Genomic DNA, 24,652 nt, shown 5'->3' with positions numbered 1-24,652 from the left:
AATTCGTTATGAGCACCGGTAGCGATCTGTGACGAGTGCGGTACTTTCTAAACGAGCGAATGACTATCGGACGGCCTGGTCGACTTGACCCGCGCCTGCACGAATTGTTCGGCGCCACTCAACAAGCTCTTCGAGAAGGTGTTCCAGCCGGGCCGCCGAGCTATCCCAGCTATAAGCCTTCTCGACGAGGCGGCGCCCGCGTAGGCCCATTGCTGCTGCCTCGGACGGCTGCGCGAGCAGGCGCAGCATTGCGTCTGCGAAATCGCGCGGCGCATCGGCAAGTAACAGGTCGCGGTCGTGCTGCACCTCGATGCCCTCAGCGCCGATTGACGTAGCAACCACAGGCCGAGCGAGGGCCATGGCTTCGACAATCTTCAGGCGCGTGCCGCCGCCGATCCGCAGCGGTGCGATAGCAATTGCGGCACGTCCAACTTCGGCTACGATGTCCGTCACGTAGCCCACGAATGTCACGTTCGGAGGTTGCATCGCGACGATGTCCGCCGGAGGCGTCGGACCAACAATGCGCAGCTGCACCGACGGCCGTGCAGCCAAGACAAGTGGCCAGATCTCGGCGAACAGAAAGCGCAGGCCGTCAGCGTTCGGAAAATAGTTATGCGCACCAAAAAAGATGACGGTATCGGGGGCGGGCGCTCCGGGCGGCGGCGTAAATTCGTCGAGGTCGACGCCATTGGGCGAAAGGACACAGCGCGCCCGTGGAGCATGGATCTGTACGATGGACAGGTCGCGTGGGGAAGTCACTGACACGCCGTCGAAACTGCGCCAGACCGCCGTTTCTTCGCGACGAAGCTTGCGCCAATTCGCTTCCAGAAACGTGCGCCGCAATGGGTTAGCAGAACTGGTCGCGCTGCGCCGCTGCAGGTCGTATTCGACGTTGTGCTCGTCCACAACGCAAGGCACGCCATGTGGAAGTTCCGTAAGATTGACGGCCATTTGCGCAAACTCAACGACCACGGCGTCCCACATTTCACGTGTTAATCGTTCGCGCAGACGCGATACCAAAGCTTCGTTCCGGTGCGAGATAGCGTCCCAGCTACGCACGTCGAAGAGCGAGCGAAGTTGCGCGGTCCGCTTAGCGCGTGCCTGCAGGCCAAAGGCCGGCTGTACGAACAGCTCCGTGTCGGGATAGAAGCCTCGAGTGCGCTCACGCCATTCATCGATTGGATCGATAGGGTTGTGCAGCGCTAGCAGAGAGAGTGCGTGCCGCTTGCTGAGCGCGCGCATTAGCCCGTGGATACGTCGCTGGCCGCCGAACGTCGGCGGATTGGGAACGTAGGGCGTAACGAAAAGTAATTTCATGTGGTCATGCCTGCCCGCGAGTTGTTGCCGTTATAGGTATCAGCTTTTCTATACAGCTCCGTCATTTGACCCAAATCCACTTTGCATCTCCAGCGTGCCACAAATTCCAAGCACCAACATAACAACTGGCAGCGGAAGCCACGAAGGCGCTCTTCTGGGGCGCAGAAACGAGGATGCGATCTGCGGCGCTAATTAGAGCAGAAAAGATGATTTTAACGCTCCCGGGCAGATTTGGGCTCGTCTTTGTATCCGATCGCTCGTTTGGTGTGCAGAGGGACGATCTCGCCGACCCGGCGAGCTCGGGCTGCGACCGATGTTGCCCATCTGTGTGCGGCTAGCGGACATTGGGCGCGGCTCGGTCGATTTGACCCCCGATGGAATTTTGGGTCAAATAGCAAACCTCAGGATAGGGGCGGAAGGGCCGCGCAATCGGGAGGTGCGATTCCAGCCTCTGCGGCAGCAGAGCGAGGTCAAACACGTGCGCTATTGTACCTTCTGCCTCGCAACTTTGTTGTTGGTCTACGCTTCTACGGTCCAAGCCCAAGTCGGTGAGACCAAGGCACCGGACCGGCCGGATCTCGCCGCTGCAGACTGGAAGAAGAATCTGACGGTTGGTCCGAACGGTCTGATTCCAATAATTGTTGTTGATCAGTTCGGATATCTCGCGAAGTCAAGGAAGGTTGCCGTCGTACGCGCTCCACAAGTCGGCTATGACAGTATCTTCGAATTTGCGCCCGGCAAGACTTACGCGTTGATCGAGCTCCCCACCGGCAAGATCGTCAAGACGGCACCCCCGACAGCGTGGAACTTCGGAGGCACGGATCAGACCTCTGGCGACAAGGCCTGGTGGTTTGACTTTTCCGATATCGAGGCCCCGGGCAAGTATGCAGTCGTGGACCTTGAGAAGGGTGTTCGATCGCCAGATTTCTCGATCGGCGAGCACGTCTACAAGAATGTCATGATAGATGCTCTTCGCGTATTTTTCTACCAGCGCGCGGGGTTCGAAAAAAAGCCGGAGTTTGCAGGAAGCGCGTGGGCGGACAAAGCGAGCCACCTTGGCCCGGGCCAAGACTCCGAGTCGCGTCCGTGGCATGAGAGGTCGCCGTCGAACCCCTTTTCGAAATCGCAAATCAAGGATCTTCACGGCGGATGGTACGATGCCGGCGACTTCAACAAATACACATCTTGGACGGCGCGCTACATCATCGTTCTGCTGCACGCGTATGAGGAGAACCCTCAGGCCTTCAGCGATGACTACGGAATTCCGGAGTCAGGCAACGGCATTCCCGATATCCTTGACGAGGTGAAGTGGGGTCTGGATTGGCTTGTCCGGATGCAAAATTTGGACGGCTCGTTACTCTGTGTTCAGGGCCTGGATGGCGCAAGCCCGCCATCTAACGCGAAAGGGGCCAGTTATTATGGCCCTTCAACAACGTCCGCTACCCTCATGGGTGCGGCAGCCTTTGGATACGCCTCCAAGTTCTTTGCGTCTCGGCCCGAGCCGGACCTCAAGCGATACGGTGACGATCTCAAAAACCGCGCAAGGGCGGCGTGGCTCTGGGCGACCTCAAACCCCAATGTACTCTACTACAATAACGACGATTCAAAGCAGCCGGGTTCCAAGGGACTAGCGTCTGGCCAGCAGGAAATGAGCACGACCGATCGGCTGCGGGCACAATTCGAGGCAGCGACCTTTCTGTTCGAGATGGGTGGAGAGGCGCAATTCAGGGCGTTCGTTGACGCCAACTACAGCGCGCTGCTGCCGCCGTGGGGTGCCTCGATGTGGGAGGTCGATGCGCTCGAGAGTCTGCTGTATTATGCGCGGTTGCCTGGCTCGACGCCTGAGGTAGCGAAATCTATTCGCGAGCATTTGTTGACGAATCTATGGCGGGCTTCCGAAGCGTTTCAAATCTCTCTCCAGCGAGCGGATCCCTATCGCGCCCCGTTGAAGGATTACACATGGGGCAGCAATAAGGGAAAGGCCATGCAAGCAAGATTGTACCAGTTGGCGGCGCTGCACAGTACGGATCAGAAGCTATCAGGGGTCTCGCTCGCTGCAGCGTCGGAATACGCTCACTACATCCACGGCGTAAACCCGCTCGGCCTCGTTTATCTGACGAACATGGCCTCGGCTGGCGCCAGTCAATCTGCCGTCACCATGTTTCACACCTGGTTTGCTTATGGGACGCGCTGGCAACAGGTGAGTGAGCAACTTCCGGGCCCACCCCCAGGTTTCCTAGTGGGCGGACCCAATCCGCAATTCTCGCCTGACGCGTGCTGTCGTGCGCCTGAAGGGTCGCCAGCAAACCGCTGTTACGGTGCAAAGACGTTCTCTCTGTGTCAGCGGAATTTTGTGCCGCCATTGGCGCAGCCGCAGGCCAAGTCGTATCTTCAGTTCAATGACCCGTGGCCGGCGAATTCGTGGGCGATCACCGAGCCTTCGCTAAATTACCAATCTTACTATATTCGATTACTTGCTTCTTTCACTCGCTGACACATTGTTTGACTTTGCCAAGTCTAACATACCTCCCGAGATAGTATGAGGTTGGGCTTTTGATCACTGAATATCCTTCTGACAAAAGCACCATACCTTCACTGGATGGACTGCGCGCCGTATCTATCTTGATTGTTCTGGTGTCGCATGCGGGTTACGGCATCGTAGTTCCCGGAGGACTTGGCGTTACAATATTTTTTTTCCTGAGTGGGTATTTGATCACAACACTTCTCATGGATGAACGGAAGCGAACCGGTCAAATCCATATTGGCAAATTTTATCTCCGCCGCATATTTCGGTTATTTCCGCCGCTCGTGGTGACCCTGGTTATCGCGTACTCGCTAGTGATACTCGGTCGCTTAGACGGGGGTATCTCGTGGGCTGCCATTCTCGCGCAGCTCCTATATTTCGCGAACTACTATGGCCTCTTCTTCGATTCCGGAAATACAACGGCTGCAGGTACAGGCATTCTATGGTCGCTCGCGGTCGAGGAGCATTTCTACATGATCTACCCGGCCGCATTGACGGGTCTGCTCGCACTTGAGTTGTCAACGCGACGCATCGTTCTGGTTCTGGCCATGACCTGCCTCGCTGTGTTGGCTTGGCGGATGTACCTCGCCGGTTTGCCGAATTTCGTGACCGAGCGGACCTACTATAGCTCGGATACCCGCGTCGATTCCATTGTGTTCGGATGCATTCTCGGGCTCGCCGCCAATCCGAGGTCTGCAAAACCTGGAATGTCTAATCCATTCTTGGAAGCAAAGCCTGCAACACTCCTATTTTCCGCTGCTGTTGTCATGGCGGTCACGCTCGCATGGCGCGACACTTATTTTAGAGAGACCTTCCGGTACAGTCTTCAAGGCCTCGCGCTCATGCCAATTTTTTACTACGCGATAAAATGTGCCGCGAACTTCCCCTTTACGCTACTCAATCATCCCTGGGTCGCGCGAATTGGCGTTTATTCCTACGCAATGTACTTGGTCCACTACGTTGTGATCAATGTCATAGAGAAGAATGCCCCTTGGCTTGCCACGATCAAGCCACTGCTCGTCTTGGTGACCTTCGCGATCGCTGCAGTCTACGCGGCCATATTGGACATCTATGTAGATGCTTACTTCCGCCGTTTGCGCAAAAGGTTTCGTTAGGGGTATCTCCTGCAACAATGGCGCATCGCCCTTCGATCTAATTTCAAAAAAATCGGTTTATGTTGCCCCTTGGCCCCTGTGTCCGTCCTCCTCCGAGGAAGGCTTGTTGTTCAGACTTAAGAACAGGGTTAGCGTTAGCGAAGTACGGTCGACAGTTTCAGAATCGAAGTTAGGCGTCAGCTGTCTGTGACCACGGCGAAGCCGATTGCGCATCCTCACCGCTTGCAGGCGTCGAATGCGAGCGAGCCCGGCTACACCGATTACCGAACCATCTGGCCGTCTCTACCAAAAGGGCCCTGCCGCGGCTCCAGCGTTAAGCTCAGATTTTAACTAATATCACTTAAACTACTCGATCCGTAGAGGTGTGCTAGCGTAGCTCTTCGGGACTTATGCAATTCGATATATGATTGTTTTTGTCAACGTTCGGATGAGGCCTGCCTGACGGCAGAATTTTGCTCCTAGGAGGAGATCGGGATGAAGGTGGTCCTGTTTTGCGGTGGTCTTGGTTTGCGATTGCGCGATGCAGATCAGATACCAAAGCCTATGGCGGTCATCGGGTATCGCCCCATCCTTTGGTACGTGATGAAGTATTTCGCTCATTTTGGGTTCAAGGATTTTATACTTTGCTTGGGATATCGCGGCGACCTGATCAAGCAGTTCTTCTTGAATTACAACGAGTATTTATCCAATGATTTCGTGTTCTCTGACGGCGGCAAAGAACTTGTAGCCGAAAACAGCGATATTCGCGATTGGAAGATCACCTTCGCCGATACCGGACTTCACTCAAACCTCGGCGAAAGGCTATTGGCCGTCCGAAAATATCTTGAAGGCGAAGATGTGTTTCTGGCGAATTACTGCGACGGCTTCACAGATCTACATTTGCCGACCTATTTGGAATACGCGCGCCGCCAAGACAAAATCGCCACGTTTCTAAGCGTGCGGCCAAACCTCAGCTATCACGTCGTCAAGACCGACGGCGATGGCAGTGTTACAGAAATCAAGGAATTGATGCAGACAGATATACGAATCAACGCAGGATTTTTTGTCTTGAAGAAAGATATTTTCCAATACTTGATGCCGGGAGAAGAACTCGTGGTGAAGCCCTTCCAGCGGCTCATCGAAAAAAAGCAATTGGCTGCATTAGAATACGACGGGTTCTTTGCTGCGATGGACACATTCAAGGACAAACAATATCTGGAAGGTCTGTACGAGCGAGGGGACGCCGTATGGGAAGTGTGGAAGAAAACCGAAACAAGCCCCAGCACTATCCGAGAAATTGCAACTGCACCTCCTACAGGCCTTTGAAAAGTGAGAGCTGCTGTTCTTATCAAATACGGATTTCACTGCGGGACTGAGGTGGCGTCTTAGGCATGAACTGGGTTCCCGACCAAGGGCGAGAAGTCTCAACTAAGCCAGAGGCAGGGGCGTCCATGCTGCGCCTTGCGGAGGAGTTGTTTCCGATTTGCCGAAGTATCACTGGCAACGGTGTGCGGCAGACGCTCCAGATACTCTCTCGCTTCATTCCCTTGCAGGTAGCCGAGGTACCATCAGGGACCGCAGCGCTTGACTGGACAGTTCCGAGAGAGTGGAACGTTCGAGCGGCTTACATAGCGAAACTAGATGGCACGCGAGTTATCGATTTCGAACAGAATAACTTGCACGTTCTCCAGTATAGTACTCCACTCGATCGGATTGTCCCGCTGGACGAGCTGCGCAATCACCTTCACACGTTACCGGAACATCCTGACTGGATTCCCTATCGTACCTCATATTACAGCGAGACTTGGGGTCTTTGCCTTACTCATCATCAGCTAGAAGCTTTGACCGACGAGGAATATCGAGTTGTTATAGATTCGACGCTGGCTGACGGCCATCTCACCTACGCGGAATGCATCATCAAAGGGGAGATCGATCGAGAAGTGTTATTGTCTTGCCACATTTGTCATCCATCGCTTGCGAACGATAACCTGTCTGCAATCGTAGTGGCGACGATGCTGGCGCAGCATTTGCGCAACGCCAAACCTCGCCACACATATCGTTTTGTCTTCATACCTGGCACGATTGGCTCGCTCACGTGGCTTTCACGAAACGAGCGCAAGCTGGGGCTGATTGATCACGGGCTCGTTCTGTCCTGCCTCGGAGATTCCGGTCATATAAATTACAAGCAAAGCCGCAGAGGTAACTCTAGCATCGATCGCATTGTCGCTCATGTACTTCGCACTGAGCCAGGAGATCACCGCATAACCCCATTTGTCCCCTATGGTTATGACGAGCGTCAGTACTGTTCACCCGGCTTCAACCTGCCGGTAGGCTGCCTGATGAGAAGCCCCAATGGGGAGTATCCCGAATACCACAGCTCAGGTGACAATCTGTCCTTGTTGCGTCCCGAGAGCCTTGCTCATTCTCTTGCAGTGCTCAAAAGAATTGTCGAGGTCATCGACGGCGACGTGACCTATCGGAGTTGCAACGCCAAAGGCGAGCCCCAACTTGGTCGCCGAGGTTTGTGGGGCGGTTTGGGCGGACTTCGTTCGGCCGGGTATGACCAGATGGCATTGCTCTGGGTACTCAATCTTGCTGATGGACAGCATTCGCTGCTCGACATGGCCGAGCGATCAGGCCTGCCATTTTCATCGATCCGCGCAGCTGCCGATGCTTTGGTCAATGCGGAACTTTTGGAGCCTGTCGTCTAGTTTAATGTCCGCTGGCCTGCGAATTAGCCGCCATCAGTTTCCATTGCGCTAAACATAGGCCATTGCAAATCGCGCTCGCTGATGACGGAGACGGGGAGGGGCCACACAATCGCAAAGGCTGGATCGTCGAAGCGGTGGCCTGCAGCCGCCGTCGGGTCGTAAAAGGACGAAATTTGATAGTGGACTTCAGTTTCATCGATCAAGGTTTGGAAGCCGTGTGCGCAACCCTTTGGCACGTAAACAGCGCGATGGTTTTCCGCGGACAGTTCGAAACTCAGTGAGCGCAGGTAGGTCGTTGATTGCGGTCTCAGGTCAACAATGACATCGAGGATTGCGCCGCGTACGCACCGCACGATCTTCACTTCATCATGCGGCGGCGTCTGAAAATGAAGGCCACGCAGAGTGCCTTTCCTCCGGTTGAAGGAGATGCTTTCCTGAGCGATTTCGACACTGAGGCCTTGTTCCGCTAGCTCCCGCCGGCACCAGGTACGCGCGAAAAATCCTCGGTCGTCGAAAGCGGGTTCGACGTCAAGGATGCGGGCGCCGTCAATCGATGTTGAAGAAACGATCATCACGGCGCTTCGTTATAGGAACGCCAGTAGAAGCTTTCATCAATCTGGCCGGTGGCTAGAAGGTGTTTCAATTGCTCAAGCCGGGTAAATGCGCGGAACATGAACGTTTCCTTCGTCATTTGGACGCGGCGAAAAATCTCTTCCAATTCACGTGCGCCTTTCTCAGCAGTCCATCGGCATTGAAAGTCAGGTAAGTGACGCCTGATTTTCTCGAAGGAGATTCGATAGCTTCGGTTGTCGCCTCCCTGTTGACCAAAGCTCACCTTCGCTCCCTCGAAGATATTGCCGACCACTTCGGCGATTTCACGCACTCGATAGTTCTGGTTATCATCGCCGACATTAAAAATCTGGTTGTGAATTTGCTGCCGTGGCGCTGTTAGTACACTCACTACGGCCTCGCTGATGTCAGCGATATGAACAAGCGGCCGCCACGGAGTGCCATCGCTCGTCATCTTAATTTCGTTGCTGGTCCACGCAAAGCCGGCGAGATTGTTGAGAACGATATCGAACCGCATTCGCGGGCTTGCGCCGAAGGCGGTCGCGTTCCGAAGGAAAACGGGAGAAAAATGAGGCCCTGCCATTGCAGCCACATCGCGCTCGACGAGCACCTTACATTTGGCATAAGCGGTCAACGCGTTGGTTTCGGAGTTTTCATCGCGATCATTTCCGTCGCCAGCGGCCCCGTAAACACTGCAGGATGACGTATACACAAACCGGGGCACGCCAGCCTCCTTGCACGCGATTGCAAGGCGGACCGAACCCTGGTGATTAATATCGTAAGTGATCGAGGCTCGGTGCTCTCCTAAGGGATCGTTGGATAATTCAGCCAGATGCACGACTGCATCGAACCCCTCGACATCCTTTGCCGTTACCTGACGGATGTCCTTGCTCAGGGTGAGGGGGCGGGTTCGCTGGTCGTTGAAGAGCCATCCGTCACGATAATAGCCGCAGTCCATACCAACCACCTCAAACCCGCGTTCGAGGAGCGTCGGCCCCAATACCGCGCCGATATAGCCGTCAGATCCAGTTACCAATACTTTCATTTACATTAACCTTGTTTGACTTCAGCCGCCGGAAATTCGTTATGCAACGTTATGGTCGGTCGCCGGGGAATTTACCTGCAATCGCGAAGTGTCGCGAACATCAATATTATCAGATAAGTTTCCTACACCAGATCGTTGACATCCTTCTTGAAATGGCAGCAAGCTTGCCACCAGAACGCAAATAAATCCAGCCGATGCAAGAGTTAACGATCATAGAGAACGGTCGAGGCGACCGCAATTACTGGCGGGATCTTTGGAGATTCCGCGAATTATTTCGAATTCTGGCTTGGCGCGATGTTTCGATCCGCTACAAGCAGACTGTAATTGGAATCCTGTGGGCGCTTATTCGTCCCCTAGTTACGATGGTAATCTTTACGATCATTTTTGGTCGGATCGCCAAACTGCCGTCGGAAGGATCTGCGCCATATGCTTTGCTCGTTCTGGCTGGTATGCTGCCATGGACCTTTTTCTCATCGGCCTTGTCAGAAGCATCTAATAGTCTCATCAACAACGAGAGATTGATTACAAAGGTCTACTTTCCGCGGCTCATCATTCCGACCGCAAGTATCGTGGTCGCTTTCCTGGATCTGTTGATCGGTTTTTTGATTCTTGCTGCCGTAATGGCCTGGTATCAGTTCGCTCCGACGTGGAGGATGTTGGCCCTGCCAGGGTTTGCGGTGCTCGCCTTTTTCGCAAGCATGGGGCCGGCGTTGTGGATCGCTTCTCTTAATGTCAAGTATCGTGACTTTCGATACATCATTCCCTTCCTTGTCCAACTCGGCCTCTATGTGTCACCCGTCGGGTTCAGTTCGAACATTGTCCCAGGGGAATGGCGCGTGATCTATTCGATGAATCCGATGGTAGGGGTAATTGACGGATTTCGATGGTGCATCCTGGGCGAGCAAAGCCCACTCTACCTGCCAGGGCTTGCCACGAGCCTCGGCTGCATCGCGTTTCTTCTTTGGCTGGGTTTTAGTCAGTTCAGAAAGATGGAAAAAAGCTTCGCAGACTTGATCTGACGTAAGCTTAGTTAGTCATGTCCGACACGATCATTTCAGTCGAAAATCTGTCAAAGCGCTACTTGGTCGGACATCTGTCGGCTGAGCGGGAGAAGTACACGGCTTTGCGTGATGTTGCTGGTCGCGAGGTTCGGAATCTGGTTCGTAAGACCGTCAACGTCATTCGTGGACAACAGGTGGTCCAAGGTGATGATGTCGAAGAGATCTGGGCGCTTAAAGATCTTAGTTTCGATGTGCAACGAGGTGAAGCCATCGGGATCATAGGAAACAATGGAGCCGGCAAGAGCACATTACTTAAGATTTTGAGTCGCATTACCGAACCCACTGACGGGCGCATCAGTCTGCGCGGGCGGGTCGCAAGCCTGCTCGAAGTGGGTACGGGGTTTCACAACGAATTAACTGGTCGCGAAAATATTTTCCTGAACGGCGCTATATTGGGTATGACCCAGAAGGAAATCCGCAAAAAGTTCGATGAGATCGTAGCATTTGCCGAAGTCGAGCGATTCCTTGACACGCCTGTAAAGCGATATTCGTCAGGCATGTATGTTCGTCTGGCGTTTGCAGTCGCCGCTCATCTGGAGCCGGAGATTCTGGTCGTAGATGAGGTGCTGGCGGTTGGTGATACGGCGTTTCAAAAAAAGTGTCTCGGAAAACTGGGTGGCATCGGACAGGCCGGAAGGACTGTTTTGTTTGTTTCGCACAATATGCCGGCGATCATAAATCTATGCCAGAAGGCCATCGTTCTGAATCGGGGACAAATGACGTTCCAGGGAGACGCAAAGAGCGCTGTAGATTTTTATATCAGTGCATCCAACGCCGATACCGACGAACACTCCCATGTTGTGGATTTGCGCTCGAACGGTGGTCGGCGTGCATCATATGGGCCCTGGCTCCAAAAACTTGAACTATACGATGGAGATGGCCGACCTCTGAAGGGTGATCTGCCTATTGCGGGTGCGTTACAGTGCCATGTTGAATTTGAACTACCCCAAGCCACCGATCGGTTTGATCCCCGATTGAATTTCGTTGATCTCTACGGGCAAGTCATTTTTGCTGCTCGCGCTAGCTATGAGAAGAATCGAGATTGGGGGGTCCGCTCCGGCGTCCAGCGAATGATATGCGAGATCCCAGCATTGCCTCTGGTACCTGGGGAATATCGCATTGACGTCGCGCTTGTCGTCAATGACACGGTTGTGATGGACTATATCGACAGTGCTTATCGTTTACGAATTTTGGAAACTGATTTCTACGGAACTGGCCAGATAGCGTCGCTCGGAGTCTTCGTACAAAAACACCATTGGCGAATGTGACCTATTCCTCTGAAAGGCTCCCCGGTTTTAAGTTAGGGTTCTGTTCTCCACCGAGGAGACAGACGATGCGCAAAGGCAGATTCACGGAAGAGGGCTGCTATTGGCTCGGCAAGTTGTCCGGATCAACCATAAGAAGCTTTATCGGCTACAGAGAGGAGCGGCTGTCGGTGCCCAAGCGGGGGCCGCAAACGGGCGCTCGGCTCCGATCGGCGATCCCGCAGGACCGGAACCTGCGCTGGTCGCTTGACTTCGTGATGGACACGCTTCCAGCGGCCGGCGCTTTCGTATCCTGACCGTAGTCGACGACTTCACCCGGCAATGCCTGGGCCAGGTCGCGGACACTCGCTCTCCGTTTTGCTTTGCGGATGATGCGTGAACTTGATTACCTCATTGAGGTGCGGGAGGAGCAAGTCACAATCCAAATAAGAATAGCGCCTGGCCGGCTGTGACGGCGACGACCTGAGCGCCATTAAGAGTGAAACTGATTGGGGTGGCCTGAGTCTTACCTCCTAACCCCGCTCGCCAAAGTTCTCTGCCTGTCGCCATCTCGAGCGCGAAAATTGTTCCGGCATAAGTGGTAAACATCACCCCACCTTCAGTCGAAAGAATACCGCTATAAGTGCCAGAAAATTCCGGGTTAGCGTTGGGAAGGGCATGCTGCCATTTCAAGGCACCGGAAGCCGCATCGAGCGCTTTCACTACATTGACGGCCACGTCGGCCGCGGATGACCCGCTTCCGACATAGAGGCCGCCTGCTCCGCGCCTGACTTCGTTGCCATCCGACTGAGTGAAGATCGACGAGCCCTCTGTGGCATGCACGAGGAAAGTTTGAGTCGTTTGATCGAAAGACGGTGGAAGCCAATTAGTGCCGCCTCCCACCCACGGCCACGTCAGTGTGCCCGATTTTGTGACTTTTGCAGCTGACGTCAGGATTGGCCGACCATGTACGTCGAGACCGCTTGCCCAAGTCACCTTCACATAAGGAGCGCCCCTTAGAAAAGTACCGTCAGCGCGATCGAGCACATAATAGAAGCCATTGCGATTGGCCCAACAAATAACCTTTCGGGACACGCCGTCCATCATGAGATCGGCAAGCACGGGGGTCTGGTTGGAATCCCAGTCATGCTCGTCATGCGGCGTAAACTGGAAATGCCAAGCCCGCTTTCCGGTGGTTGCATTGAGAGCGACCACGCTATTGGTGAACAGATTATCGCCGGGCCGCACCTCACTCGTATAGTTTGGGGAAGGATTACCGACGCCCCAGTAGAGAAGGTCGAGATCCGGATCATAGCTTCCTGTTATCCAAGTGGGTCCCCCGCCGCTGCGCCATGCATTGTTTTTCCAACTTTCCGAGCCAAATTCAGCGGGACCAGGAATGGTATAAAAGCGCCAGACTTCCTTGCCAGTCGCAGCGTCGTAGGCCGCCAGAAAGCCGCGTATGCCGAATTCGCCACCGGAAACCCCGACTATGACCATGTTCTTTACGATGAGTGGCGCCACCGTAATCGAGAATCCATCCTTGGGAGAAGCAACCTCAACTTCCCATTTCACGCCGCCGCTTGCTGCATCGATTGCCAACATGTGAGCGTCGAGTGTTCCAACGAACAATGTTCCACCGAGCAAAGCGACACCCCGGTTTACGCGGCCACAACAAACAGGAAGATCTGTCGGCAGAGGGTGGGTGTGGCGCCAAATCTCGCGCCCGTTTTCCGCATTAATCGCCACAACGCTGTTTGGCGGCTCGGTCATGAAGATCGTTTTGCTGGAGACGAGTGGTGTTGCCTCAAACGAATCTTCGCGCGAGCCTGCAAATTGGTGCAACCACAACAGTTTTAGATGAGAAACGTTGAGCGGCGAGATCTCTCGGAGGGGCGAATGGCGCCAGCCGTCAAGCCCACCTGAATAGACTAACCATGAGTCGGTTAGATTCCTTGCCGCTTTAAGCATGTCCCAGCTGACATCCACGTGCGGCAGTTCTATGGTCCGGTGTGCGTCATCCGTCTCACGCGACAGCGAGCGCAAAAATGCGACGATTTCCCAACGCTCTCTAACCGATAGGCCCAGCGATTGCATCGCAGTCCCAGGAATGCCGTCGCGAAGCATCTTGTACAAAGCAAAATCGCTTGCCCCGACGCTGTAGTTCGATGTGACGAGCGAGGGAGCATGACCTCCACCACGCGCATCGTGTCCGTGGCAACCTGCACAATTCGTTTGGAAGAGTTCCTTTCCATCGAAAAGGCCTTTCGCGTCGTTCAAGGGATTCACCACTGAAGCATTGAGGCTTCGTCCTTCCCTGATCATTGAATCCGTTATAAATCCGCTTCCGGGCCAAGTGCCTCTTAGATGTTGACCTGGCCATGTGCCTTGGGCAACTTCGAGCCAAGACAACTCGGGGACGCCCCCCACGGCTTTGGCGAAATAGAACCGAATGCGCCAGTTTATGTGGTGCACAATTTTCTGAATTGTGCTCGCGGAATCCGGACTGTATGGAAAAATCTTCGGCGAAGATATCACGACAACGCTGGCGACGCTGAGCAAGATAGTGATTGCGAGCCAGACTCTCTTGACCGAACCTCGATAATTCAATTCCTTAAACTCCTGTCGCTAGCGATTTTTTCAAGACTATCTTCGAAACAAGCAACTGAGTCCGTCTGGACGGCCAACAAAACGCCACCGCGCGAACGTAAGCTGGTATGGAGAGCCGGACAAATAGACGCAATGTGAGCTAAAAGTATACTAGACCAGGCACGAAACATATGTCTTCCGGCTCGATGTTGGCACTGAACGACCGAAATTGGGAAGCGCTCCGGCGTCCGACGAATGATATGCGAGGTTCCGGCATTACCTCTTGCCTGTTTAGTATCGCATTGACGCGACGCTTGTCGTCAATGACAGAGTTTTCAAGGATTTTATCGATTCTGCCTATCGTTTGCGAATTTGAAAACTGGTTTCTACGGAATCGGTCAGGTCACTTGTCCAGAAACACTTTTGGCGGATGGGTTGATCATTGGCGAAGAGGGATCGGACAACAGAATCTTTGAATTTCATTAACCGCAGGATCCGCAAAGATTCGGGCGAAAACCGTTTCTCGAAACCCTAGGTTCGAGTAGCCTTGCCAAAGGCGAACGAAACGGTGTCGAGCAAGTGCTCGATGTCGTCGCCGATCCAAGCGACAGGCGGGTTCGGGAAATGGCCCGCGTGCGTCTCCTAGCGTTCGGAGCTCAATTGTGCAGGATCAAAGAGCAGATCCTGGAGTTCAACCGACTGATCAGAGGCTGGCTCCGATCCAACGAGATGAGCATGAGGCTCGAAGACGCCCCGGCGTCGGTCCGGTGTTGGCCGTTGCTTTGGTTGCTGCCGTTGCTAATCCAAGTTCTTGTGATCAGGACGCAACTTCTGCGCCAATCGTATCGCGCCGAAACAGCACTTGAGCGGAGGCAGAAATAGGCCCAGCAGTATAAGCGATGCACCGAGACCAATGCTGCAAACGTGAAAAAAGCGCTTGCCAACCTAGAGCCGTCCACAACTGGGCATCGAGATGACAAGGGCAATTCGGCCGGGTGACTGGGCGGTTTTCGACGAACTTTCGGAGCGTTGTTTGAGCGCTGCGGATATGCAGCAGCGCGCGCTGATCTGGTTGACCGGTGAGGGTTCAATCTATAATAAATATCATAAGACAAGCTCCCTGAAGTAGCGCTGAAAGCCCCAGATTCATGCCGCCTGTTGACTTTGAGGCTTCGCGTTTTCACGGAAGCTGGGCTGGCCTCAAATGGAGGATGCTGGGCTGAAGCTCATGCTGCTCGAACGGCACTCCGTCGTTGACGCCCACATGGTCGCCTACGGGTCGATACAGCCATGGCTCGACATCAATTGGGTCTATCAACCGACTTGCGTCGGCGCGCAGCGCTTTATTCGCAAAAGCGAGCCATGCTGGCTGGGCGAGGACAGGCGTCAGCTCGATCGTTCAATCACGGCGGCTGGATTACGCGCGGTAAGGTTACGGGGGCAATGTGGAGGCCGTGTCGGCAATATTTAACAATTGCCTATTTAATCGTTATAGATTAGCAGCGAGTATGTGCAGCCTTTTCTCGTCGAGGTGGGGTTCATGAATAACACAATCTACTACGATTTTGATATGTCCGATGATGTTCGGCGCCAGCGGCTCTACGATGGGCAGCTCTTTGTCTACTCAGCACGGGCCAGCATCGCGGCCTTTGTCAGCTTCGCTAAATCCATGATCGAGGATGCGTTCGGAGGACTGGATCCGAGAATAGCGCAGAAGCACATGGAGGTAGAACGCTACGCATCCCTTCTTGGTAAATTGAAACCAGCATTTATCCATCACCCAGAATCGAAGCGTCACTTAAGAGATATTTTGGAGGATCTTGGCTGCGACCTCGACAAAACGTACTTTGATGTACCGAGAATGCGCAGTTCGACTACCAATAACTATCTCACGACTGGCATTGCTTTTGCGTGGCATCCGCATCGCGACACTTGGTACTCCGCTCCTAGCTGCCAGATTAACTGGTGGTTGCCCATTTATGAGATTGAGTCAGACAACGCGATGGCCTTTCACCCGCAGTATTGGTCTCGACCAGTCAAAAATAGCTCGGCAGAATACAACTACTATTCGTGGAACAAGCTTCATCGCGGCGAAAACGTTGCAAAGCTCATCAAGGAAGACCCGCGGCCTTTGCCACGTGCAACCGAGCGACTGGAGCTTGAACCTCAGATTCGACTGATTTGCCCCGTGGGTGGTGTCATTCTGTTTTCGGGAGCGCAAATGCATTCGAGCGTGCCCAATACATCGGGCGTGACTCGTTTCAGCATCGACTTTCGAACAATTCATCTGGACGACGCCGCCATGAAACGAGGCGCGCCAAACATTGATTCAGCTTGTACTGGGACCACGATGCGCGATTATCTCCGTGGTACTGATTTGTCGCGAGTACCTGACGAAATTATTGAAATGTATAATGACGGGACCGAGACTCGCGGCGAGCTGATATATTCCGAAGGTTCTTAAGGTCGAGCATACGCAGGCCAAAAGAACGTGGGCGTCGGGACGAGGTATAGGTGAGCTTTGTGCTGATTCATGCGTACTAGACCCAAGCATATTGCTCTTTTCGGAAATTTCGGGTCAAACAACCTAGGGAATGAAGCGTCGTTGAAGGCGATGCTTGATTTTATCCGTCGCGCCCGACCGCATACCAAGGTGACCTGCGTTTGTTATGGCCCTGACCGCGCTCGGGCAGAACACGACGTGCCGGCGATACCAATCAAGTTGGCACTTCCTGAGATTTGGTGGTTTGCGATTGTTAACCGCTTGCTCGCCGGTCTGCCCCTCCGATTGACGGATTTTGTGCGCGCTTTGTATTTGGCGCGAAAATTCGACTTGTTCATCGTTCCAGGTACCGGGATCTTGGATGACTTTAGCGAGCGATGGCAAGGGCTGCCTTTTGATCTCTTCAAGTGGAGCGTTGCAGCGAAGTTGAATAGACGTCCATTTGCACTCGTCAGTGTCGGTGCAGGACCGATACATCATCCGGTTAGTCGGTGGCTTATGGTTCTTGCGGCGCGGCTGGCAATCTATCGATCGTATCGCGACGATATCTCTAAAAATTTCGTGCGAACGGTAGGCCTTCTGACGCAAGATGATCTAGTGTTTCCAGACCTCGTATTCAATTTACGCGCTCCCAATTCTCCGCACAGCGGGATACAAAACGGCAGATCACCGGTGATCGGCGTTGGCGTCATGGACTACTACGGCTGGGATTCCGGCTCAAAGCGCCGGTCGCAAATTCACGAGACATATGTTGGTGGACTGACGCAATTCATTTGCTGGTTGCTTGAACATGGCTACCGCGTGCGCCTTCTTTTGGGAGAGTTGTCCGATAAGCAAAGCTTCGACGAAGTGGTGCAGCGAGTAACCTTGCAATGTGGTTCTCGGGCTGCTGCGCTTCTGCTTGCGGAGCCGGCCCATTCCCTGGAGGATCTCATGTACCAGATAGGGGAAACTGAGCTAATCGTTGCAACGAGATTTCATAACATCGTGGCCGCACTAATGATGGGAAGATCGGCCATTTCGGTTGGATACGCCGATAAAAATAGTGTGTTGCTTGCGGAAGTAGGCCTTGGCGCTTTTTGTCAGACTATTGAGGAGTTCGATGCAGAGCGTCTGATTGCGCAATTTGAAGAGGTTTTCCACGGACGAGATCAGTTCAGCGACAGAATTCGTAACGCAATGCCGGAATTTCGAAGGCGCCTAGAGAGACAAGAGGCATATCTTCTGGAGAACTTACTTTGAACAAGGTTGGCGGTTGCAAAAGTTGCCGTTTCTGCGGTGGCTCACTCTTTGACTTTGTCGATCTCGGCATGTCCCCGCTTTGTGAGAGCTTTGTCCCGGAAGATCGTCTCAACATAGCGGAGCGCTTCTATCCCCTTGCGGCTTTCGTATGTGGGTCCTGCTTCCTGGTCCAATTGGAGGAGTATGTCGCTCCGGAAGAGATTTTCTCCGAATACGCCTACTTTTCAGGGTTTTCAGACGCGTGGCTGAAGCATGCAGAGCGCTATGTGGAAATGATCGCTGAAAAGCTGTGCCTCGGTCGTGCAAGCAAAGTGGTCGAAATCGGCAGTAACGACGGTTATTTACTTCAGTATTTTGTGAAAAAGGGAATTTCGGTTCTGGGCGTTGAGCCTGCAATCAACGTAGCTGCTGCGGCACGCCAGCGAGGAGTGGAAACGTTAACCAGATTTTTCGGCGCCGGCGTGGCAAGGGAACTGGCAGGCGCGGGGACGAAAGCAGATCTGATTGTTGCGAACAATGTGATGGCACAGGTACCTGAACTCAATTCCTTCGTCGAAGGTATAGGTATTCTTTTAGAGCCTGATGGAGTGTGCACAGTTGAATTTCCACACCTGCTGAGAACCATTTTAGGAAATCAGTTTGATCAGATTTACCATGAGCATTTTTCTTACTTCTCGGCACTTACAGTCCGGAAGATTTTCGAGGCGCATGGATTACGGATTTTCGACATCGAGGAGTTATGGACGCATGGCGGCTCGCTACGCCTGTATGCGTGCCGTGCAGATAGTGCGAAGTATCCAACGCAAAGTTCTGTTTCCCGCATAATCCAGCAAGAGCGCGAAGCTGGTCTTGATCGTGTTGATGCGTACGCTCGTTTTGCGCATCAGGTTCGCGATACCAAGCGGAAGATCTTGACCTTCTTGATCGAAGCGAAGAACGCTGGCAAGTCGATCGCTGGCTATGGTGCACCCGGCAAAGGCAACACGCTACTTAACTATTGCGGGGTACGCACTGATTTCATCGATTACACGGTTGACCGAAATCCGTATAAGCAGGGCATGTACTTGCCGGGGACGCGGATTCCGATTTACGCGCCCGACAAGATCGCGGCTACCAGGCCAGATTATGTGATGATATTGCCCTGGAATTTGCGAGAGGAAATTGCAGGTCAGCTGGGCTATGTCCGAGACTGGGGTGCTAAGTTTGTGGTGCCAATCCCTGAAGTCACGGTATTCTAGGAGCCCCGTATGCTTCATCTTGATTTCTCGCGCCGAAAGTCGACGACATTTAATCTTCTCTGTCTGGGCGCGCACTCTGACGATATCGAAATTGGCTGCGGGGGGTTCATTCTTCGTCTGATCAACGAAACCCCTAATCTATCAATCCGATGGATCGTGTTCAGCGGCAGCGGCGAAAGAGCTGTTGAAGCACGCGAGAGCGCAGCCGCCTTCCTGAAGAACATAAAAGCCAGTCAGGTTGAAGTTCTTAATTTCAGGGATGGTTATTTTCCCTTTCAGGGAGCGGAGATCAAAGATGTATTCGAGGCACTGAAGCGCGACTTCGATCCATCCGTGGTACTAACGCATCGGATGGAAGATGCCCATCAGGATCATCGAATTCTCTCCGAGCTCGCCTACAACACGTTTCGTAACCACATGATTCTCGAATACGAAATCCCGAAATACGATGGGGATCTTGGGAATCCGAACTTCTTCGCGCCGCTAACGAAGGCTTTGCTCGGCCGCAAGATCGATCTTATTCTAGCGCATTTTCGTACTCAACACGGGCGAGCCTGGTTCACAAAAGAGACGTTCGAGGGCTTGGCCCGGTTGCGCGGCATTGGTTGTAACGCTCCGGAAGGATTCGCCGAGGCTTTCCATGCGAGAAAGATTGTAGTTTAGTCCGGTTTTATCAAAGGCCCAGGAGGGACGGCAAATTGCCTTCGCAGGCTACTCGAATGCGCAATTCGGCACATCCTGCCGGTCGCTGGTTGCCGATAGTGAAGGGAGGCCGACCAATATGTCGTCGACTTGAATGAATTTCAGTTCCACCAAACCGAGTTATTTCTTCCGGCGGCTCTTACCGCCTTCTACTATACCGTTCCTTTGATGCTGCGATTGTAGCTTGAGCCTGATTGTGAGCAAGGTCGTTGACATTGTCAGCGATATTGTAGGTGTTACCCCTGTCATCAGTGAATCTTACCAGCGCCACCGGACCCAGCAGAAGTGTCAAATTGATCAGCGCCAACAACGAGATTGCCGCTTGCAACCACGGAGCCGGTCAGAGCTACTGTGCTAGATTGAGAACCACCGCTGTCCGGACCTAGGTTGTGCTGGACAAGATTGCGACCCGCGTCTTCATTGAATGCCTATCGCCTTTGCCATAGCCTCGATTGTTTCGTTTCCACATGGAGGAGTTCGTAAAGTGCTGCGTGGCATTCGATCTAGATTGCAATTAGGTAGAAAAATCCGAACCGTGCGCTTACGCGCCAGCGAAGCGATCTTGCCCCGCGATCATTTCTACATCCAGGTGATGCCCGTTTAAGCAGATCCTAAGTCGCTGTGCTCGGATGCGCGCGACTACCATCGACTTCACGACTGGCCGGATGTGCGCGATGGCAACCGGGTGCTTCAAGCCCATCTTTTACTCGATTCCGTCAAGACGCTGCGTACCGGGGACTATGCCGAAGTCGGCACCTACCGCGGAAACTATGGCCGCATCATCTATTCCCGCATGGCTGATGAGACGCACTTCTATTGCGTCGACACGTTCGAGGGCTTTGACGCCGCAGATGTTGCCATCGATGCCTCAAAGGTCGGCGCCAGCAATACTATCGGCCATTTCGGCGACACATCAATCGACCTAGTGCGAAGGAACATTTGCGGTGCTTCGACTCCGGACCGGCTCGTCTTATGCAAGGGATTTTTCCCCGAGACCTTCTCAGGCCTTGAGGATCGCCGCTGGTCCTTTGTCATGCTCGATGCTGATCTTTACGCGCCGATCAAGGCCGGCCTCGAGTTGTTCTGGCCACGCATGGTGCCGGGCGGGCTCATCCTGGTGCACGATTATTTAAGCGAGCATTACAAGGGATCGCGTATGGCCGTTGATGAGTTCTGCGGGCCGACCGGGATCATTCCCGCAGTCTGGCCGGACCGCGTCGGGACAGCCATTCTTGCAAAGCCACATATTACTTAAGAGCCCGGGGCCCTCAAGCCAGCGGCCTCGGAGTCCGCGACCAAAACCCAATCATTCGAATCCGGAGACGTGAATTTCCTCGTCCCTGAAGTTGAGAACGTCCCGATATTAGTGACTGCGCCGGTCTGTGGATTGTACCAATTGCAATTCGCCTGACTGCCAGTGTCCGTAATCTTCGTCATATCGATCGTGACCGTTTCATTACCGTTTGGTAGATAGGCAATGACGGTCTGCCCATCGCTCGTTCGCGCGCAAACTGCGCCACGTGATGCCCCCGATGTCATCACAACATTAGAAGTGTCCGGCCTAAGCTTATGAAATGCCCTTGATCTAAAGAGTTTTGCAGCTAGTTGATGGGTTTGTATCCCCTGTGAATTAAGCTGCGATTGCCACGAAGGGCTTGAAACCGCAAAGCCAGTGCTGGCCTGATTGAAGGCCCATTCGCCGGTCCCCAAAAGCTTTCCAAGAACACAGCCGCCGAGAACAGATCCATAATCTTCCGTTCTTAGTTGCAATTGCGTCGTTAGACCATTGCCGAGATTTTCCAGCTCATAATTGTCCTCGCCCAACATGCAAGGCAGCCCTGCGTCATAGGCCCTCTGGGCATCCGCAATCGCATTAGGCGCTAGCGTATAGACCCAGTTGATATCGAGCCATGACGGAACGGAACCGAGGCCAACTTTCGTACCCGCCGTGCTTGAGACGCGACCACCTGTCCCGCCGGCCGAATTGAAGCATTCCATCGTGATGAGGCGATTAGAATCGTTCGCCTTCAACCGGCGGGCAAAAATATCAATCTGCGAGTAAATTGTTGCGTTCTGACAATCAGCGTCACCGCCCAATGTCCAGATGATGTTTGGGTATGCTGCGTAACGCGTTGAGATGAAATCGGCGTATCCTTGCAATCGCGCCGTACTAGCGGCCAATAGACTATCGTGGTAGCCCTCTGCGGACGTGATCCCGACAAAAAAAGGCATGAACAAAATCGTCATGTCGCGAGCGAGACACTGTTGCACTACGAAATCGACGTGCTGCCAATAAGGCTCATTGAAGTTAGTGAAGTCTGCTCCGCTGAAAGGCGCATCCCCATTGGAGTCAAGGGGCGGGTTATTTCCGTCTTTGTTATCGGCGACGATCATCCATAGCAGATTGATGCCACGCGAAGCCCGATCGTTCAGATAGAGTAGTGTGTCGCTGTTGGAGAGCGCTTCGACGATGAGTTGCGGTGATTCACCTGATCCGAAACAGGGTTCGCCGTTCTGATCTACAAAGAATGTCTTGGTCGCGTCCAGTGCAACGGGAAAACCTTGCGTGACGGCGGGAGTTACTGCCGCAGAAAATGAGTGTTCTGCGGAGGCTCTTCTTGGCAGAACCAGCGAACCCATAGCCGCGCCAATCAATCTTCGTCTTGTAAGCATTTGCGCTCACCGCTGATTCAGAATCGCGTGTACTGGATGTCGACATCCACCCGGCCCGTGCCAGTCGAATTGATGCACAGGCCATTACGGCTGATGTTCTTCAGACCACCCCCTGTTGGGTTGTAGGTCACGTCCACCTAAGTTTGCGACTTCGATTCCACGCTGGTGACCTTCCTCCTGCCTCTGAATCGAACCAAAATGGCAGCATTGTCAATCAGATTTTAAACAAAGCCCTGACTCTGACCACGGCATGCTTGATCCAGCATTATTTGTTAATTATTTCCATCCATCTCCGAAGTAGTTTCAAGGTCTAATTACCAAGTTACGCTTTCGCGGGCATGCCCGTAATTAAAATATGTTTGTAGCGGTGGATGGCTAGCGCAACTAGTACAGAGGAGCAACGCACTTAGCCTCGTCGCAAGTTAATTCTGTCGGTTAACGACGGGGATTGATCAGGCTGGTCCGTCTTGCCATATACTAGCTTGATTTGACTGCTGATTTTATGTCTGTGACAATTGCCACAAAGAGGTGTGGAAGCCTTTGGAACACTTGTCAAACCCAAGGTTGGTGCCATCACCTGATATTTTGCGCTCTAGTATTACCCTTGATGGAAATTGAGGTATCTAGACGGGGTTTGTGCAGCAGGGCGATGTAAACTCGCGTCACCAGTTCTGTTTAGGCGAAATTGACGAGGATGCTTCCTTGGTATCATCAGGTAATCAAGACCGAAAGCTGAACTTCGAAACCTCCGCTCGAATGCAGAAGCAAGCCCATTCGCTTATTCCGGGCGGAGCGCACACCTATGCGAAAGGCGACGATCAGTATCCAGTCCTGGCACCCGGCTTCTTAACGCGGGGGCAGGGTTGTCACGTATGGGACGTCGACGACAACGAGTTCATCGAATACGGTATGGGACTGCGCGCTGTAACTCTCGGTCACGGCTACCAGCCAGTGATTGAGGCTGCTTATCGTCAGATGGTGCTCGGGAGCAATTTCACCCGCCCTGCCACAATCGAACTTGATTGCGCCGAGGAATTTCTAAACCTCGTTGAAGGTTCGGACATGATCAAATTCGCAAAAGACGGATCCGACGCGACTACTGCGGCTGTTCGGCTGTCGCGGGCCTACACAGGTCGTGATCTGATTGCCCGATGTGCGGATCACCCCTTTTTTTCTGTCGACGACTGGTTCGTCGGAAACACCCCGATGTCAGCGGGAATTCCAACGGTTGTTCAAGCTCTGACCCTACAGTTTCGCTACAATGATATCGACAGCCTGCGGCTATTGTTCGAGCAGAATCCTGGAAGGATTGCTTGCGTTATTATGGAAGCAGCCACGGCGATCGAACCCGAATCTAATTTTCTTCGTTCGGTTCAAACCCTGTGCAGAAAGGAAGGAGCGATATTTGTTCTCGACGAAATGATTACGGGCTTCCGATGGCATATTGGTGGTGCGCAAAAGGTCTATGGAATCCAGCCCGATCTATCCACCTTCGGTAAGGGCATGGGAAATGGATTCGCGGTTTCTGCGTTGGCAGGTCGAAAGGAAATAATGGAGCTCGGAGGTCTGCATCACGATAAGGAGCGTGTATTTTTGCTTTCCACGACCCACGGAGCCGAGAACCACTCGCTTGCGGCTGCAATTAAGACCATGCAAATTTATCGGGATAACGGGGTCATTGACTACCTCTGCACTCAGGGTGAGAAGTTGCGTACTGGTATCAATCGGGCCATCGAGTCGCTTGGCCTTAACGGGTATTTCGAGGTGCTGGGAAGGCCTTCTAATCTGATTTACGCGACGTATGACCAATCGAGGAGGCCATCGCAGGCGTTTCGATCGCTCTTTCTTCAGGAAACCATTCGGCGAGGATTGCTGATGCCCTCGTTGGTGGTTAGCTTTTCCCATGCCGATACTGATATTGATCGAACCATTGATGGAGTAGGGGAAGCACTGCGGGTTTACCGGAAAGCACTCGAAGATGGTGTCGAGAAATACCTTGTCGGACGTCCAGTTAAGCCGGTTTTTCGAAAATTTAATTGAATCCCGCAGCTTTTTATTTGCCGGCTGCACATCGAGATTCGAGTGGCTTCGCGCCTTGAAGTTCCGCAAACGTCTCGATGATGAAGATGTGATGCTGAA

17 protein-coding genes and 1 pseudogene are annotated in these 24,652 nt (G+C 53.3%); 13 read left to right on the top strand and 5 right to left on the bottom strand.

Features of this window, described 5'->3' with window-relative positions; all coding sequences use genetic code 11:
* Positions 1-63: 63 nt before the first annotated feature.
* Positions 64-1,317, bottom strand: a complete 1,254-nt coding sequence (locus tag BUA38_RS00105) for a glycosyltransferase family 4 protein (protein ID WP_083587374.1) — start codon at positions 1,315-1,317, stop codon at positions 64-66.
* A 313-nt stretch (positions 1,318-1,630) separates the two neighbouring features.
* Between BUA38_RS00105 and BUA38_RS00100 the strand changes: the two genes are divergently transcribed.
* From BUA38_RS00100 to BUA38_RS00085, 4 genes are all read left to right on the top strand, one after another.
* Positions 1,631-3,811 (top strand): glycoside hydrolase family 9 protein, encoded by a 2,181-nt coding sequence (locus BUA38_RS00100; RefSeq protein ID WP_072815690.1) that lies wholly within the window; start codon positions 1,631-1,633, stop codon positions 3,809-3,811.
* Positions 3,812-3,870: 59 nt separating this feature from the next.
* Positions 3,871-4,956, top strand: coding sequence for an acyltransferase family protein (locus BUA38_RS00095; RefSeq protein WP_197685898.1), 1,086 nt, complete (start codon positions 3,871-3,873; stop codon positions 4,954-4,956).
* 474 nt (positions 4,957-5,430) lie between these two features.
* Positions 5,431-6,261: a sugar phosphate nucleotidyltransferase gene (locus tag BUA38_RS00090; RefSeq protein ID WP_072815688.1), complete on the top strand. Its 831-nt coding sequence runs from the start codon at positions 5,431-5,433 to the stop codon at positions 6,259-6,261.
* A 125-nt stretch (positions 6,262-6,386) separates the two neighbouring features.
* Positions 6,387-7,646, top strand: a complete 1,260-nt coding sequence (locus BUA38_RS00085; protein WP_072825665.1) for a DUF4910 domain-containing protein — start codon at positions 6,387-6,389, stop codon at positions 7,644-7,646.
* A gap of 23 nt (positions 7,647-7,669) precedes the next feature.
* Here BUA38_RS00085 and BUA38_RS00080 read toward each other — a convergent pair whose 3' ends face one another.
* The gene (locus tag BUA38_RS00080) at positions 7,670-8,218 is read right to left on the bottom strand and encodes a dTDP-4-dehydrorhamnose 3,5-epimerase family protein (RefSeq protein WP_072815686.1); all 549 of its coding nucleotides are present in this window, start codon (positions 8,216-8,218) and stop codon (positions 7,670-7,672) included.
* Positions 8,218-9,261, bottom strand: a complete 1,044-nt coding sequence (locus tag BUA38_RS00075; RefSeq protein ID WP_072815684.1) for an NAD-dependent epimerase/dehydratase family protein — start codon at positions 9,259-9,261, stop codon at positions 8,218-8,220. The genes BUA38_RS00080 and BUA38_RS00075 overlap by 1 nt, the downstream gene beginning before the upstream one ends.
* A 194-nt stretch (positions 9,262-9,455) precedes the next feature.
* On the opposite strand from BUA38_RS00075, the gene BUA38_RS00070 reads away from it, so the two are divergent.
* The 3 genes and pseudogenes from BUA38_RS00070 to BUA38_RS00060 all read left to right on the top strand — a co-directional run.
* Positions 9,456-10,280: an ABC transporter permease gene (locus BUA38_RS00070; RefSeq protein WP_072815682.1), complete on the top strand. Its 825-nt coding sequence runs from the start codon at positions 9,456-9,458 to the stop codon at positions 10,278-10,280.
* A 17-nt stretch (positions 10,281-10,297) separates the two neighbouring features.
* On the top strand, positions 10,298-11,590 hold the full coding sequence (locus BUA38_RS00065; RefSeq protein ID WP_072815680.1) for an ABC transporter ATP-binding protein: 1,293 nt from the start codon (positions 10,298-10,300) through the stop codon (positions 11,588-11,590).
* 73 nt (positions 11,591-11,663) lie between these two features.
* Positions 11,664-11,933 (top strand): annotated as a pseudogene (locus BUA38_RS00060) (IS3 family transposase); the annotation flags it as partial.
* Positions 11,934-12,001: 68 nt separating this feature from the next.
* Here the strand turns inward: BUA38_RS00060 and BUA38_RS00055 are convergent.
* A complete protein-coding gene (locus BUA38_RS00055; RefSeq protein WP_172805954.1) occupies positions 12,002-13,846 on the bottom strand; it encodes a PQQ-binding-like beta-propeller repeat protein in 1,845 nt (614 codons plus the stop codon).
* A 1,849-nt stretch (positions 13,847-15,695) separates the two neighbouring features.
* On the opposite strand from BUA38_RS00055, the gene BUA38_RS00035 reads away from it, so the two are divergent.
* The 5 genes from BUA38_RS00035 (at position 15,696) to BUA38_RS00015 (ending at position 21,095) form a co-directional block, all read left to right on the top strand.
* A complete protein-coding gene (locus BUA38_RS00035) occupies positions 15,696-16,619 on the top strand; it encodes a hypothetical protein (protein WP_072825661.1) in 924 nt (307 codons plus the stop codon).
* Positions 16,620-16,688: 69 nt separating this feature from the next.
* Entirely contained in the window at positions 16,689-17,900 is a 1,212-nt protein-coding gene (locus BUA38_RS00030; protein ID WP_072815671.1) for a polysaccharide pyruvyl transferase family protein, read from the top strand.
* On the top strand, positions 17,897-19,138 hold the full coding sequence (locus BUA38_RS00025; RefSeq protein WP_244553155.1) for a class I SAM-dependent methyltransferase: 1,242 nt from the start codon (positions 17,897-17,899) through the stop codon (positions 19,136-19,138). Before BUA38_RS00030 ends, BUA38_RS00025 begins: the two co-directional genes overlap by 4 nt.
* 9 nt (positions 19,139-19,147) lie before the next feature.
* On the top strand, positions 19,148-19,801 hold the full coding sequence (locus tag BUA38_RS00020) for a PIG-L deacetylase family protein (RefSeq protein WP_072815667.1): 654 nt from the start codon (positions 19,148-19,150) through the stop codon (positions 19,799-19,801).
* 706 nt (positions 19,802-20,507) lie between these two features.
* Positions 20,508-21,095 (top strand): class I SAM-dependent methyltransferase, encoded by a 588-nt coding sequence (locus tag BUA38_RS00015; RefSeq protein ID WP_072815665.1) that lies wholly within the window; start codon positions 20,508-20,510, stop codon positions 21,093-21,095.
* Here BUA38_RS00015 and BUA38_RS00010 read toward each other — a convergent pair.
* Positions 21,092-22,480 carry a DUF4038 domain-containing protein gene (locus tag BUA38_RS00010; RefSeq protein ID WP_072815663.1) on the bottom strand — a complete coding sequence of 463 codons (1,389 nt, stop codon included), beginning with the start codon at positions 22,478-22,480 and terminating at the stop codon, positions 21,092-21,094. The genes BUA38_RS00015 and BUA38_RS00010 overlap by 4 nt on opposite strands.
* A gap of 765 nt (positions 22,481-23,245) precedes the next feature.
* On the opposite strand from BUA38_RS00010, the gene BUA38_RS00005 reads away from it, so the two are divergent.
* Positions 23,246-24,553, top strand: a complete 1,308-nt coding sequence (locus tag BUA38_RS00005) for a glutamate-1-semialdehyde 2,1-aminomutase (RefSeq protein WP_276328178.1) — start codon at positions 23,246-23,248, stop codon at positions 24,551-24,553.
* Positions 24,554-24,652 lie beyond the last annotated feature (99 nt).

This window comes from Bradyrhizobium erythrophlei, from assembly GCF_900142985.1.
In the GTDB taxonomy this organism is placed as follows: domain Bacteria; phylum Pseudomonadota; class Alphaproteobacteria; order Rhizobiales; family Xanthobacteraceae; genus Bradyrhizobium; species Bradyrhizobium erythrophlei_B.
Note: the sequence above shows the minus strand (reverse complement) of the source record. Positions and strands in the feature narration are given on the sequence as shown.